Below are 13,124 nucleotides of genomic sequence, written 5' to 3'. Positions count from 1 at the left end.
CGTTATTCCTCAATCTCATTCAGGTTGCGCCCCGCCAGCGCGGCTTTCACCGTCGAGTCCAGGCGGCGGGCAGCAAAGGCATCGGTCACTTGCGACAGACGCTTGGTCTGCTGCTCGATGGCATAGCCATCGGTACCTTTCATCAGTTCGGTCAATTCCTGCACCTGCGCATCGATGACCATGCGCTCTTCGGCATCGAGCAGACGGTCGCCATCAGCCTCCAGAGCCGCCTGCACCGCTTCGATCAGACGCTGCGCGTCGACCTGCTGCTCGCGCAGGACGCGGGCGACCTTGTCGTCGTTGGCGTGCTGGAACGAATCCTTGAGCATCTTGGCGATTTCGCCGTCGGTCAGCCCGTAGGAAGGCTTGACCTGGATGCTGGCCTCGACACCCGAACCCAGCTCGCGGGCGGAAACACTCAGCAGACCGTCGGCATCGACCTGGAACGTCACGCGAATTTTCGCGGCACCGGCCACCATTGCCGGGATACCACGCAATTCGAAGCGCGCCAGGGAGCGGCAGTCACTGATCAGCTCCCGCTCACCCTGCAACACGTGGATCGCCATGGCCGACTGGCCGTCTTTATAGGTGGTGAAGTCCTGGGCGCGAGCGACGGGAATGGTGGTGTTGCGCGGAATCACCTTCTCCATCAGGCCGCCCATGGTTTCCAGCCCCAGGGACAACGGAATCACGTCAAGCAGCAGCAATTCATCGCCGTCACGCTTGTTGCCGGCCAGGGTATCGGCCTGGATCGCGGCACCGATGGCCACCACTTGATCCGGATCGATTTCGGTCAACGGCTGACGACCGAAAGCCTCCGCGACCGCTTCGCGAACACGCGGCACGCGAGTCGAACCGCCAACCATCACTACTGCGTGCACTTCTTCCAGCTCGACGCCGGAATCACGAACGGCACGACGACAGGCTTTGAGGCTGCGGGCGACCATTGGCTCGATCAGCGCATTAAAGGCTTCACGAGTCAGCTCGGCGTTCCAGTCACCATAAGCGACCTCAACGGACGAGGCATTGGTCAGCGCTTCCTTGGCCGCACAGGCGGTTTGCAGCAAATTGCGTTGCGCACCCGGATCGAGATCGGCAGACAAACCGGCGCTCTCGATGATCCAGCCAGCGATCGCGTGATCGAAGTCATCGCCGCCCAGGGCACTGTCGCCGCCGGTCGCCAGGACTTCGAACACACCGCCGGTCAGGCGCAGAATCGAAATATCGAAGGTGCCGCCGCCCAGGTCATAAATAGCAACCAGGCCTTCAGCATGCTGGTCCAGACCGTAGGCAACCGCCGCAGCCGTCGGCTCGTTAAGCAAACGCAGCACATTCAGACCGGCCAGCTTGGCCGCATCCTTGGTCGCCTGACGCTGAGCATCGTCGAAATAGGCAGGAACGGTAATCACCGCACCGACCAGCTCGCCACCCAGTGTCGCTTCGGCACGCTGGCGCAGGACCTTGAGGATATCGGCGGAAACTTCGACCGGGCTTTTCGGGCCCTGGATCGTGTCGATGAACGGCATGTGCGATTCGCCGCCGACGAAGCGGTACGGCAGTTGGTCGCCCAATTGCTTGACGTCGGACAGACCACGACCCATCAAGCGCTTGACCGACAGCACGGTGTTCAAAGGATCGGTGGCGGCAGCCAGCTTGGCCGACTCGCCAACTTCGACGCGATCGGCGTGATAGCGCACGGCGGAAGGCAGGATGACCCGTCCTTCTGCGTCAGCCAGGGGCTCGGAAAGACCACTGCGCAATGCAGCGACCAGCGAATTGGTAGTGCCCAAGTCAATCCCCACAGCCAGACGACGCTGGTGCGGTTGAGGACTTTGGCCGGGTTCGGCGATCTGCAGTAGGGCCATCGTAATCAGGACTTATCTGTATATCAGGCGTGCGACCGGAGCGGCACTGGGTTAATCGTCGAGGCGCTCTTCTAACTGGCGCACTTCGTAGGTGAGCTTGTCGAGGAACTGCATGCGCCGCATCAGGCGTTCGGCCTGTTCACGTCGCGCAGCATCGTTCCAGCAAGCTGCGAAGCTTTGGTTCAGCTCATCCTGGGCAGCCTTCAGGCGGCGCTTGAAGGCGGCAACGCCATTCAGGTCTGCACTGTCCTGCAGGTCTTCGAGCTCTTCACGCAACGCCATCTGCTGCAGAAGAAACTCCGGATCATGCACCGTGACCTCCAGCGGCAACTCGCCACCATTCAAGGCGAGCAAGTATCGCGCGCGCTTGGGTGGGCTCTTGAGCGTCTGGTAGGCCTCGTTGAGGCTCGCGGATTGCTCTAGCGCCAGCCGCTGCTCACGCTCGGAAGCGTCGGCAAAGCGGTCCGGATGAACGCCGCGCGCCAACTCACGGTAGCGCGAAGCCAGCTGGTCGAGATCCAGATCGAAACTCGGTTGCAGCTCGAATAATGCGAAATGACAAGGAGTACCCACGAGCAGCCTCAGATGTTGAAGCTTTCGCCGCAGCCACATTCACCGCGCACGTTGGGATTGTTGAACTTGAAGCCTTCGTTCAACCCTTCCTTGACGAAATCGAGCTCGGTGCCGTCCAGGTAGGCCAGGCTTTTCGGGTCGATGATCACTTTCTCGCCGTGACTTTCGAACACCTGATCCTCTGCCACCACCTCGTCGACAAACTCCAGCACGTAGGCAAGGCCGGAACAGCCTGTAGTGCGAACACCCAGACGAATCCCCTCACCTTTGCCGCGCCCGTCGAGGGAGCGTCGCACGTGTCGAGCAGCCGCTTCTGTCATGCTGATAGCCATCGGTGACTCCTTACTCGTCGCCAAATCTTGAAAGTCAGATCAAGCCTTTCTTCTGCTTGTAGTCACGGACGGCCGCCTTGATGGCGTCTTCAGCGAGCACGGAGCAGTGAATTTTCACTGGCGGCAGGGCCAGTTCTTCAGCCAGCTGAGTGTTCTTGATGGTTTCTGCTTCGTCCAGGGTCTTGCCCTTCATCCACTCGGTGGCGAGGGAGCTGGAAGCGATCGCCGAACCGCAACCGTAGGTCTTGAACTTGGCATCTTCGATGATGCCGGCTTCGTTGACCTTGATCTGCAGGCGCATCACGTCGCCGCACGCCGGAGCGCCGACCATGCCGGTGCCGACATCAGGATCTTCCGCGTCCATCTTGCCGACGTTGCGCGGGTTTTCGTAGTGGTCGATGACCTTTTCGCTGTAAGCCATGATTCAATCCTCACTCATCAGAGAGTCGCTCTTCAGACCCTGTAAAAACTACTGCGCTCGGTAATCCTGCGTCAAAAACAGGCTCGGACTGCTCATTTACAACCAGTAAACTCCGCGTCCTCGCCTGTTTTTTCCTTGTCTTCCCTTCGCTCGCTACGTTTTTACAGCGTCTGCTAACGGCGATTTAATTAGTGTGCCGCCCACTCGATTTTCGAAATGTCGACACCGTCTTTGTACATGTCCCACAGCGGCGACAGTGCGCGCAGCTTGGTAACGGCCTCGCAGACTTTCTGCGCGGCGTAATCGATTTCTTCTTCAGTGGTGAAACGGCCGAAGGTGAAACGGATCGAGCTGTGAGCCAGTTCGTCGTTGCGGCCCAGGGCGCGCAGCACGTACGAAGGCTCAAGGGATGCCGAGGTGCAAGCCGAACCGGACGAAACCGCCAGATCCTTGAGCGCCATGATCAGCGACTCGCCTTCAACGTAGTTGAAGCTCAGGTTCAGGTTGTGCGGAACGCGGGCGGTCAGGCTGCCGTTGACGTACAGCTCTTCCAGATGCTCGACCTGCTTGTAGAAACGGTCGCTCAAGGCCTTGATGCGCACGTTCTCGGCAGCCATGTCTTCCTTGGCCACACGGAAAGCTTCGCCCATGCCGACGATCTGGTGGGTCGCCAGGGTACCGGAACGCATGCCGCGCTCGTGACCGCCGCCGTGCATGGTCGCTTCGATGCGAACACGCGGCTTGCGGCTCACGTACAGTGCGCCGATGCCTTTAGGGCCGTAGGTTTTGTGAGCGGAGAACGACATCAGGTCGACTTTCAGCTTCTGCAGGTCGATCTCGACCTTGCCGGTGGACTGAGCGGCGTCGACGTGGAAAAGGATACCCTTGGAACGGGTCAGCTCGCCGATGGCGGCGATGTCGTTGATGGTGCCGATTTCGTTGTTCACGTGCATGACCGAAACCAGGATGGTGTCGTCACGCAGCTCGGCTTCGATCATCTCTGGAGTAACCAGACCGTCGGTGCGCGGCTCGATGTAGGTCACTTCGAAACCTTCACGCTCCAGTTGGCGCATGGTGTCGAGGACAGCCTTGTGCTCAATCTTGGTGGTGATCAGGTGCTTGCCCTTGGTGGCATAGAAATGCGCCGCACCCTTGATTGCCAGGTTGTCGGATTCGGTGGCACCGGAGGTCCAGACGATTTCGCGCGGGTCGGCGTTGACCAGGTCGGCTACCTGACGACGAGCGTTTTCGACGGACTCTTCAGCTTTCCAGCCAAACACGTGGGAACGGGACGCCGGGTTACCGAAGTTTCCGTCGACCAGCAGGCATTCACTCATTTTTTGCGCGACACGCGGATCAACCGGGGTAGTCGCAGAGTAATCAAGGTAAATCGGCAATTTCATGGACTATCTCCTAAATCAGGCTGGCTGGCGTGCCGCTAGCTCTCTGGCTGTCATTCGATGGCGGACGCTTCAATCTTGTCCAGGCGTGGCGCCTTGCTGTTGCAACGGCGTTGATCCTGGCGCTGGGCTACTTCTTGCACTTCACGGCGAGTGACAAGGTCAGCCAAGCTGATACCGCTCAGAAATTCGTGAATCTGCAGGCTCAGGTCGCACCACAAGTGGTGAGTCAGACAGGTATCGCCCGAATGGCAATCACCCTGCCCTTGGCATTTGGTGGCATCGACCGATTCGTTCACCGCATCGATCACCTGGGCGACCTGGATCCCTTGCATGTCGCGCGACAGCTGGTAGCCGCCGCCAGGACCACGGACGCTGGAAACCAGATTGCTGCGGCGCAATTTGGCAAAAAGCTGTTCGAGGTAGGACAGGGAGATGCCTTGGCGCTCGGAGATATCGGCCAGGGACACGGGCCCGTGCTGCGCGTGCAACGCCAGGTCAAGCATGGCGGTCACGGCGTATCGGCCTTTTGTAGTCAGTCGCATGGACAATTACCACGGAGTTCGGAATGGGGCGAGTATGCAATTCCCGAGTATTTAAGTCAACTATAAGACCTAGTACTTTAGTCAGGTTTACCCGCAAAACAGCGCGCGCATCATATCAGGGTCTGCGGCCTAATGGCACACCGCTCAGCGCTGTGCCATTGCCTATCTGCGACCTGTACCGGAATCAGCCGACCTGACTCTGATCCTTGTCCTTTACACAGGCGAAGTCTTCTTCACGCAGCTCAGGCAGATCTTTCGCACAGTAATTGCTGCCCAGGTCCTTCAGCGCCCCGCACATACCCTCCAACCGCCCGTCAACGGCTTGCAGATGGTCGAGCAATTGATTGATCGCGCGAGCCACCGGATCCGGCATGTCTTCAGTCACGCCATAAGCATCGAAACCGATCTTCTCGGCCATCGCCTTGCGCTTGGCGTCTTGCTCTTCGTCGGACTTGACGATGATCCGCCCCGGAATACCCACCACCGTGGCGCCCGGCGGAACCGCCTTAGTCACCACGGCGTTGGAGCCGACCTTGGCGCCCGCCCCCACAGTGAACGGGCCAAGCACCTTGGCGCCGGCACCGACAACGACACCATCACCCAGCGTCGGATGACGCTTGCCTTTGTTCCAGCTGGTGCCCCCCAGGGTCACGCCCTGATAAATGGTCACGTCATCGCCGATTTCAGCCGTTTCACCGATCACGATGCCCATGCCATGGTCAATAAAGAAACGACGCCCCACCTTGGCACCCGGGTGAATCTCGATTCCGGTCAACCAGCGACCGAAGTTCGACACCAGCCGCGCCAGCCATTTCAGGTCCGCACGCCACAACACCGAAGACAGACGATGGATCCAGATAGCGTGCATGCCCGGGTAGCAGGTCAGGACTTCAAAAGCGTTACGCGCTGCCGGATCACGATGGAAAACACTCTGGATATCTTCACGCAAACGCTCGAACATCATTATTCCTTCCGTTTCAGAAGCTCGCCACGGGCCGCTTTTTGGGTTTCCGTGAGGATGCCACGCAAAATATTCATTTCCGCCCGGCTGACCGAGCTGCGTCCGTACAAGCGGCGCAGGCGCGCCATCAAGTGCCGTGGCTTTTCCGGATCGAGAAACTCGATGGCCACCAGGGTTTGCTCCAGGTGTTCATAGAATCGTTCCAGCTCATCCATGGTCGCCAGCTCAGCGCTTTTGACCGATGCCACTTCTTCCTTCTCGACCTTGGTCGGCTGACCTTGCGCAGCCAGCCAGGACATGCGCACTTCATAACTCAACACCTGCACCGCCGCCCCAAGGTTCAGCGAGCTGAACTCAGGGCCTGACGGGATGTGCACGTGATAATGACATCGCTGCAACTCTTCGTTGGTCAGGCCGGAATCTTCACGACCGAACACCAGCGCGATCTCGGCGCCTTGCGCGGCTTCCTCGACCACTTTCGCACCGCATTCGCGAGGATCGAGCAGCGGCCAGGGAATACGACGATCACGGGCGCTGGTGCCCAGCACCAGATTGCAGCCGACCAGAGCCTCTTCCAAAGTGGCGACGACTTGCGCTTTTTCAAGGATGTCACCGGCACCGGAGGCACGGGCGTCGGCCTCGTGATGCGGGAACAGCCGTGGCTCAACCAGCACCAGCCGCGACAGCCCCATGTTCTTCATGGCACGCGCAGTCCCGCCGATATTGCCCGGATGACTGGTATTGACCAGCACGACACGAATGTTTTGCAGCAAGGGAGGCGCTCTCGAACACTGAATTAAGGAGCGGAATCTTACAGCTGAACCTACCGTTAAGCCATGAAAGCGAACGTCGTCCTTCACCTGTAGAAAGTTTCTGATAGAATGCCCGGCTTTCTTTAACAACCTTAGGTGACACATCCATGCAGCCCATGCTGAATATCGCGCTGCGCGCCGCCCGCAGCGCCAGTGAATTGATCTTCCGCTCCATCGAGCGCCTGGATACCATCAAGGTCGACGAAAAAGACGCCAAGGATTACGTATCCGAGGTGGACCGCGCCGCCGAACAGAAAATCATCGACGCACTGCGCAAGGCTTACCCGAATCACTCGATCATGGGTGAAGAAACCGGCCTGCACGCCGGCACCGGCATCGAAGGTGAAGAGTACCTGTGGATCATCGACCCACTGGACGGCACCACCAACTTCCTGCGCGGCATTCCTCACTTCGCCGTCAGCATCGCCTGCAAATACCGCGGTCGCCTGGAACACGCCGTTGTTCTGGACCCGGTTCGCCAGGAAGAATTCACCGCCAGCCGTGGTCGCGGCGCCCAACTGAACGGCCGTCGCCTGCGCGTCAGCGGCCGCACCAGCCTGGACGGCGCCCTGCTGGGCACCGGCTTCCCGTTCCGTGACGACCAGATGGACAACCTCGACAACTACCTGGGCATGTTCCGCGCCCTGGTAGGCCAGACTGCCGGCATCCGCCGCGCTGGCTCCGCGAGCCTGGACCTGGCCTACGTGGCTGCCGGCCGTTTCGACGCGTTCTGGGAGTCGGGCCTGTCCGAGTGGGACATGGCTGCAGGCGCCCTGCTGATTCAGGAAGCAGGCGGCCTGGTGAGCGACTTCACCGGCGGTCACGACTTCCTTGAAAAAGGCCACGTCGTTGCCGGCAACACCAAATGCTTCAAGGCAGTCCTGACGGCGATCCAGCCGCACCTGCCGGCCTCGCTGAAGCGCTAAGCGTCCAGCGACAGAAAAGCACCTTTCGGGGTGCTTTTTTTATGCCTGGAATTTGCCCTCAAAAACACCACCCCCCCCTGTAGGAGCGAGCTTGCTCGCGATGGTCGCCAACGATTACGCGGGCGCTCAGTATTAACGCGGCGTCTTTGAGTTCTTCGCGAGCAAGCTCGCTCCTACAAAGGATGCGTGACAACCCAAGAATCGCGGGCACAAAAAAAGCACCCCGAAGGGTGCTTCCTTTCAAATCTGACACCTGAGCTTATTGGCCCTGCTGATTCTGCGACAAGATCAACTTGCCTTCTTTATCCACAGGAATCTGGTTGCCCGGATCACGATCCATGCGCACCTTGCCTTCCTTGCCATCCAGGGAATACCGCACGTCGTAACCTACGACCTTGTCACTGATGTCATTCACCGTATTACAACGGGTCTGGGTCGTGGTGTAGGTGTCACGCTCTTGCATGCCCTCCTGAACCTTGTTGCCGGCGTAACCGCCACCAACAGCGCCCGCCACCGTGGCGATCTTCTTGCCGGTGCCGCCGCCGATCTGGTTACCCAGCAGACCGCCTGCCAATGCACCAACTACCGTACCGGCGATCTGATGTTGATCTTTCACCGGCGCCTGCCGGGTGACTGTTACATCCTTGCATACTTCACGTGGAGTCTTGATTTGCGTCTTGACCGGCTCAACAGCTAGAACCTGAGCAAACTCAGGACCGCTTTTTTTAACCAGGCTGTAGGTGGCCAAAGCACCTCCGGCGGTTACACCGACAGCACCCAGTACCGCACCAACCAGCATCGACTTGTTCACATGAACCTCCTGACCATCAAATGCGGAACCTGTCCGCGCTTCTCCCAGCCTTGGAGCACAAAAAAAGGCGCGAGTTCAACTCGCGCCTTTTGGGGCTGGTACCGGGAAAGCGATGGCCGTTATGGACGGTCGTCGATTTCCTTCTCGGTAGCGGCCGGAGGAATCAAGTCCTCGGAGTTCAGGTTCAGCCAGATCAGCACCACGTTCGCGATGTAGATCGACGAGTAGGTACCCGCCAGAACACCGATGAACAGGGCGATGGAGAAGCCGAACAGGTTGTCACCACCGAAGAACAGCAGCGCCGCGATCGCCAGCAAGGTGGAGATCGAGGTCGCCATGGTCCGCAGCAGGGTTTGCGTGGTCGAGATGTTGATGTTCTCGATCAGGCTGGCCTTGCGCAGTACCCGGAAGTTCTCGCGAACCCGGTCGAATACCACGATGGTGTCGTTGAGCGAGTAACCGATGATCGCCAGAACCGCCGCCAACACCGTCAGATCGAAGGTGATCTGGAAGAACGACAGGATACCGATGGTCACGATCACGTCGTGGATCAAGGACACGATCGCCCCCACCGCAAACTTCCACTGAAAGCGGAAAGCCAGGTAGATCAGGATGCCGCCCAGCGCCATCAGCATGCCGAGGCCGCCCTGGTCGCGCAGTTCTTCACCCACCTGCGGGCCGACGAACTCGACGCGCTTGACGTTGGCCGGGTTGTCGCCGCCGACTTTCTGCAGCGCTTCAGCCACCTGGTGACCCAGTTGCGGGTCTTCGCCAGGCATACGCACCAGAAGATCGGTCGTTGCACCGAAGTTCTGCACGATGGCTTCGTGATAACCGGCCGTTGCCAGCTGTTCACGCACCTTGGTGACGTCGGCCGGACGCTCGTAGGTCAGCTCGATGAGCGTACCGCCGGTGAAGTCCAGGCCCCAGTTCATGCCCTTGTGGAATACGCTGAAAATGGCCAGCGCACTGAGGAACAATGTGACGCCGAACGCAAAGTTGCGAACGCCCATGAAGTTGATTGTACGTAACATGGCAGCCCCTTAAATCCACAACTTCTTGAAGTCACGACCGCCGAAGATCAGGTTGACCATCGCGCGGGTCACCATGATGGCCGTGAACATCGAGGTAAAGATCCCGAGGGACATGGTCACTGCGAAGCCCTTGACCGGGCCGGTGCCCATGGCAAAGAGAATCCCGCCGACCAACAGTGTTGTCAGGTTGGCGTCGAGAATCGCGGTAAATGCCCGGCCGAAGCCTTCGTTGATTGCCCGCTGCACGGTCATGCCGGCCGCGATCTCTTCACGAATCCGCGAGAAGATCAGTACGTTGGCGTCGACCGCCATACCCATGGTCAGCACGATACCGGCGATACCCGGCAGGGTCAGCGTTGCACCCAGCAGCGACATCAGGGCCAGCAGCAGCACCATGTTCACCCCCAGCGCGACGGTGGCGATGATGCCGAAGAAGCGGTAGATGGCGATGATGAACAGCGAAACGAACAGCATGCCCCACAGCGATGCATCGATACCCTTGGTGATGTTGTCCGCACCCAGGCTTGGGCCAATGGTGCGCTCCTCAGCAAAGTACATCGGTGCAGCCAGGCCACCGGCACGCAGCAGCAGCGCCAGTTCGGACGACTCGCCCTGGCCATTCAGGCCGGTGATACGGAACTGGGCACCCAGCGGCGACTGGATGGTCGCCAGGCTGATGATCTTCTTCTCTTCCTTGAACGTCTGGACCGGCACGTCTTTCTCGACGCCGTCGACCACTTGCTTGACGTAGGTGGTCACCGGACGTTGCTCGATGAAGATCACCGCCATGCTGCGACCCACGTTCGAACGGGTCGCACGGCTCATCAGCTCGCCGCCATGACCGTCCAGACGGATGTTCACTTCCGGCGTACCGTGCTCGCCGAAGCCAGCCTTGGCGTCGGTCACCTGGTCACCGGTGATGATCAGGCCACGCTCGATCTGCGCTGGAGGACGCTTGCCTTCACGGAACTCGAAGGTTTCAGAAGTGGCTTTCGAAGCACCAGGCTCTGCTGCCAGACGGAACTCCAGGTTGGCCGTCTTGCCGAGGATACGCTTGGCTTCTGCGGTGTCCTGCACGCCCGGCAGCTCAACCACAATGCGGTTGGCGCCTTGACGCTGAACGATCGGTTCGGCAACACCCAGCTCGTTGACGCGGTTACGTACCGTGGTCAAGTTCTGCTTGATGGAGTATTCGCGGATTTCCGCCAGCTTGGCCGGGGTCATCGCCAGACGCAGCACCGGTTGACCATTGAGGTCGGCCGGAACAATGTCGAAATCGTTAAAGTTCTTGCGTACCAGTGCACGGGCCTGTTCGCGGGTCGCTTCATCGGAGAAGCCCAGCTGAATGGCACCGCCCAGTTGCGGCAGGCTGCGATAGCGCAGTTTCTCTTTACGCAACAGGCTCTTGACGTCGCCTTCGTAGACTTTCAGGCGGGCATCGAGGGCTTTGTCCATGTCCACTTCCAGCAGGAAGTGCACACCACCGGACAAGTCCAGACCCAGCTTCATCGGGTGCGCGCCGAGGCTGCGCAGCCATTGCGGGGTGGTCTGTGCCAGGTTCAGTGCAACGACGTAGTCATCACCCAACGCCTTGCGCACAACATCCTTGGCAGGCAACTGGTCTTCCGCCTTGACCAGGCGAATCAGACCGCCCTTGCCATTGGCGGCCAGCGACGCAGCCTTGACGTTGATCCCGGACTCCTTGAGCGCTGTGCTCACACGGTCCAGATCAGCCTGATTGACCTGCAGGGCCGTGCTCGCGCCGCTGATTTGAATCGCCGGGTCATCAGGATACAGATTGGGAGCGGAATAAATCAGACCGACCGCCAGCACCGCCAGGATCAGAATGTATTTCCACAGAGGGTATTTGTTCAGCATCACGCCGCCCGCTTATGACGCGGGGCGCCTTGCGCGCCCCGTCGATTGAGTAGAAGTTGAAACTTAGATCGCTTTGAGCGTGCCTTTTGGCAGCGTGGCGGCGATGGCGCCTTTCTGGAACTTCATTTCGACGGTGTCGGAAACTTCCAGAACGACGAAATCGTCAGCTACTTTGGTGATCTTGCCGGCGATACCACCGGTGGTCACAACTTCGTCGCCTTTCTGCAGGCTGCTCAGCAGGTTCTTCTGCTCTTTGGCGCGCTTGGCCTGTGGACGCCAGATCATCAGGTAGAAGATGACCAGGAAACCGACCAGGAAAATCCACTCGAAACCGCCACCCATTGGGCCGGCAGCGGCCGGTGCAGCAGCGTCAGCCATGGCATTAGAGATAAAAAAGCTCATTTAGCACTCCAGTTGCAAATGTTGAATCTTGGGGTCAGAAAACTCAGTCCAAAGGCGGAACAGGTAACCCGCGTTTGGCGTAGAAGGCATCGACAAAGGCGGCCAATGTACCCTGTTGAATAGCCTCACGCAAACCAGCCATAAGCACTTGATAATGGCGCAAGTTATGGATGGTATTGAGCATGCTCCCCAGCATTTCGCCGCACTTGTCCAGGTGATGCAGATAAGCGCGGGAGAAGTTCTGGCAGGTGTAGCAATCGCAGGTCGGATCGAGCGGCGAATCATCATGGCGATGGAACGCGTTACGGATCTTCAGCACGCCGGTGTCAATGAACAGATGCCCATTGCGGGCATTACGGGTTGGCATCACGCAATCGAACATGTCCACACCGCGGCGCACACCCTCAACCAGATCTTCCGGTTTGCCAACGCCCATAAGGTAACGAGGTTTGTCAGCCGGCATCATGCCCGGCAGATAATCCAGCACCTTGATCATTTCATGCTTGGGCTCGCCCACCGACAGGCCGCCGATGGCCAGGCCGTCGAAGCCGATCTTGTCCAGGCCCTCCAGGGAGCGCATGCGCAGGTCCTGGTGCATACCGCCCTGAACGATACCGAACAGCGCCGCCGTGTTGTCGCCATGGGCTTCTTTCGAACGCTTGGCCCAACGCAGGGACAACTCCATGGACACGCGGGCGACGTCTTCGTCGGCCGGGTACGGCGTGCATTCGTCGAAAATCATCACGATGTCCGAGCCCAGGTCGCGCTGGACCTGCATCGACTCTTCCGGCCCCATGAACACCTTGGCGCCGTCGACCGGAGAAGCGAAGGTCACGCCCTCCTCCTTGATCTTGCGCATCGCGCCCAGGCTGAACACCTGGAATCCGCCGGAGTCAGTCAGGATCGGGCCTTTCCACTGCATGAAATCGTGCAGGTCGCCGTGCTTCTTGATCACTTCCGTGCCCGGGCGCAGCCACAGGTGGAAGGTGTTGCCCAGAATGATTTCGGCGCCGATCGCCTCGATATCCCGTGGCAGCATGCCCTTGACCGTGCCGTACGTGCCCACCGGCATGAAGGCCGGGGTCTCTACGGTACCGCGCGGGAAGGTCAAACGACCGCGACGAGCCTTGCCATCGGTGGCCAGCAACTCGAAAGACATACGAC

General features: G+C 59.4%; 14 protein-coding genes. 1 reads left to right on the top strand and 13 read right to left on the bottom strand.

Annotation, left to right across the window (positions count from 1 at the left end; translation table 11 throughout):
• Positions 1-2: 2 nt before the first annotated feature.
• From hscA to trmJ, 8 genes are all read right to left on the bottom strand, one after another.
• Entirely contained in the window at positions 3-1,865 is a 1,863-nt protein-coding gene (gene hscA / locus ACGJAX_RS11060) for a Fe-S protein assembly chaperone HscA (RefSeq protein WP_247255928.1), read from the bottom strand.
• Between the two features lie 51 nt (positions 1,866-1,916).
• The gene (hscB, locus tag ACGJAX_RS11055; protein ID WP_090316506.1) at positions 1,917-2,438 is read right to left on the bottom strand and encodes a co-chaperone HscB; all 522 of its coding nucleotides are present in this window, start codon (positions 2,436-2,438) and stop codon (positions 1,917-1,919) included.
• A gap of 8 nt (positions 2,439-2,446) precedes the next feature.
• On the bottom strand, positions 2,447-2,770 hold the full coding sequence (gene iscA, locus ACGJAX_RS11050) for an iron-sulfur cluster assembly protein IscA (RefSeq protein ID WP_003227904.1): 324 nt from the start codon (positions 2,768-2,770) through the stop codon (positions 2,447-2,449).
• A 34-nt stretch (positions 2,771-2,804) separates the two neighbouring features.
• Positions 2,805-3,191, bottom strand: a complete 387-nt coding sequence (iscU, locus tag ACGJAX_RS11045; RefSeq protein WP_028620148.1) for a Fe-S cluster assembly scaffold IscU — start codon at positions 3,189-3,191, stop codon at positions 2,805-2,807.
• Positions 3,192-3,379: 188 nt separating this feature from the next.
• Positions 3,380-4,594 carry an IscS subfamily cysteine desulfurase gene (locus ACGJAX_RS11040; RefSeq protein ID WP_090316503.1) on the bottom strand — a complete coding sequence of 405 codons (1,215 nt, stop codon included), beginning with the start codon at positions 4,592-4,594 and terminating at the stop codon, positions 3,380-3,382.
• A gap of 50 nt (positions 4,595-4,644) precedes the next feature.
• Positions 4,645-5,136 (bottom strand): Fe-S cluster assembly transcriptional regulator IscR, encoded by a 492-nt coding sequence (iscR, locus tag ACGJAX_RS11035; protein ID WP_390958879.1) that lies wholly within the window; start codon positions 5,134-5,136, stop codon positions 4,645-4,647.
• Between the two features lie 184 nt (positions 5,137-5,320).
• Complete coding sequence (gene cysE, locus ACGJAX_RS11030) at positions 5,321-6,097, bottom strand: serine O-acetyltransferase (RefSeq protein ID WP_090316500.1); 777 nt, start codon at positions 6,095-6,097, stop codon at positions 5,321-5,323.
• A 2-nt stretch (positions 6,098-6,099) separates the two neighbouring features.
• Complete coding sequence (gene trmJ / locus ACGJAX_RS11025; RefSeq protein WP_390958877.1) at positions 6,100-6,870, bottom strand: tRNA (cytosine(32)/uridine(32)-2'-O)-methyltransferase TrmJ; 771 nt, start codon at positions 6,868-6,870, stop codon at positions 6,100-6,102.
• A 146-nt stretch (positions 6,871-7,016) separates the two neighbouring features.
• Between trmJ and suhB the strand changes: the two genes are divergently transcribed.
• Positions 7,017-7,835, top strand: coding sequence for an inositol-phosphate phosphatase (gene suhB / locus ACGJAX_RS11020; RefSeq protein ID WP_007941397.1), 819 nt, complete (start codon positions 7,017-7,019; stop codon positions 7,833-7,835).
• Between the two features lie 259 nt (positions 7,836-8,094).
• Here suhB and ACGJAX_RS11015 read toward each other — a convergent pair whose 3' ends face one another.
• The 5 genes from ACGJAX_RS11015 to tgt all read right to left on the bottom strand — a co-directional run bounded on the left by ACGJAX_RS11015 (position 8,095) and on the right by tgt (position 13,119).
• Complete coding sequence (locus ACGJAX_RS11015; RefSeq protein WP_090316491.1) at positions 8,095-8,646, bottom strand: glycine zipper 2TM domain-containing protein; 552 nt, start codon at positions 8,644-8,646, stop codon at positions 8,095-8,097.
• 119 nt (positions 8,647-8,765) lie between these two features.
• Complete coding sequence (gene secF / locus ACGJAX_RS11010; RefSeq protein ID WP_390958875.1) at positions 8,766-9,680, bottom strand: protein translocase subunit SecF; 915 nt, start codon at positions 9,678-9,680, stop codon at positions 8,766-8,768.
• A gap of 9 nt (positions 9,681-9,689) precedes the next feature.
• The gene (gene secD / locus ACGJAX_RS11005; protein ID WP_090316484.1) at positions 9,690-11,558 is read right to left on the bottom strand and encodes a protein translocase subunit SecD; all 1,869 of its coding nucleotides are present in this window, start codon (positions 11,556-11,558) and stop codon (positions 9,690-9,692) included.
• A gap of 63 nt (positions 11,559-11,621) precedes the next feature.
• Positions 11,622-11,960 (bottom strand): preprotein translocase subunit YajC, encoded by a 339-nt coding sequence (yajC, locus tag ACGJAX_RS11000; RefSeq protein WP_007916913.1) that lies wholly within the window; start codon positions 11,958-11,960, stop codon positions 11,622-11,624.
• Positions 11,961-12,003: 43 nt separating this feature from the next.
• Entirely contained in the window at positions 12,004-13,119 is a 1,116-nt protein-coding gene (gene tgt / locus ACGJAX_RS10995) for a tRNA guanosine(34) transglycosylase Tgt (protein WP_162493924.1), read from the bottom strand.
• Positions 13,120-13,124 lie beyond the last annotated feature (5 nt).

It is taken from the genome of Pseudomonas moorei (assembly GCF_042846945.1).
GTDB classification, from domain to species: Bacteria; Pseudomonadota; Gammaproteobacteria; order Pseudomonadales; family Pseudomonadaceae; genus Aquipseudomonas; species Aquipseudomonas moorei.
The sequence above is the reverse complement of the archived record's forward strand: the minus strand, read 5'-3'. Positions and strand labels throughout refer to the sequence as shown.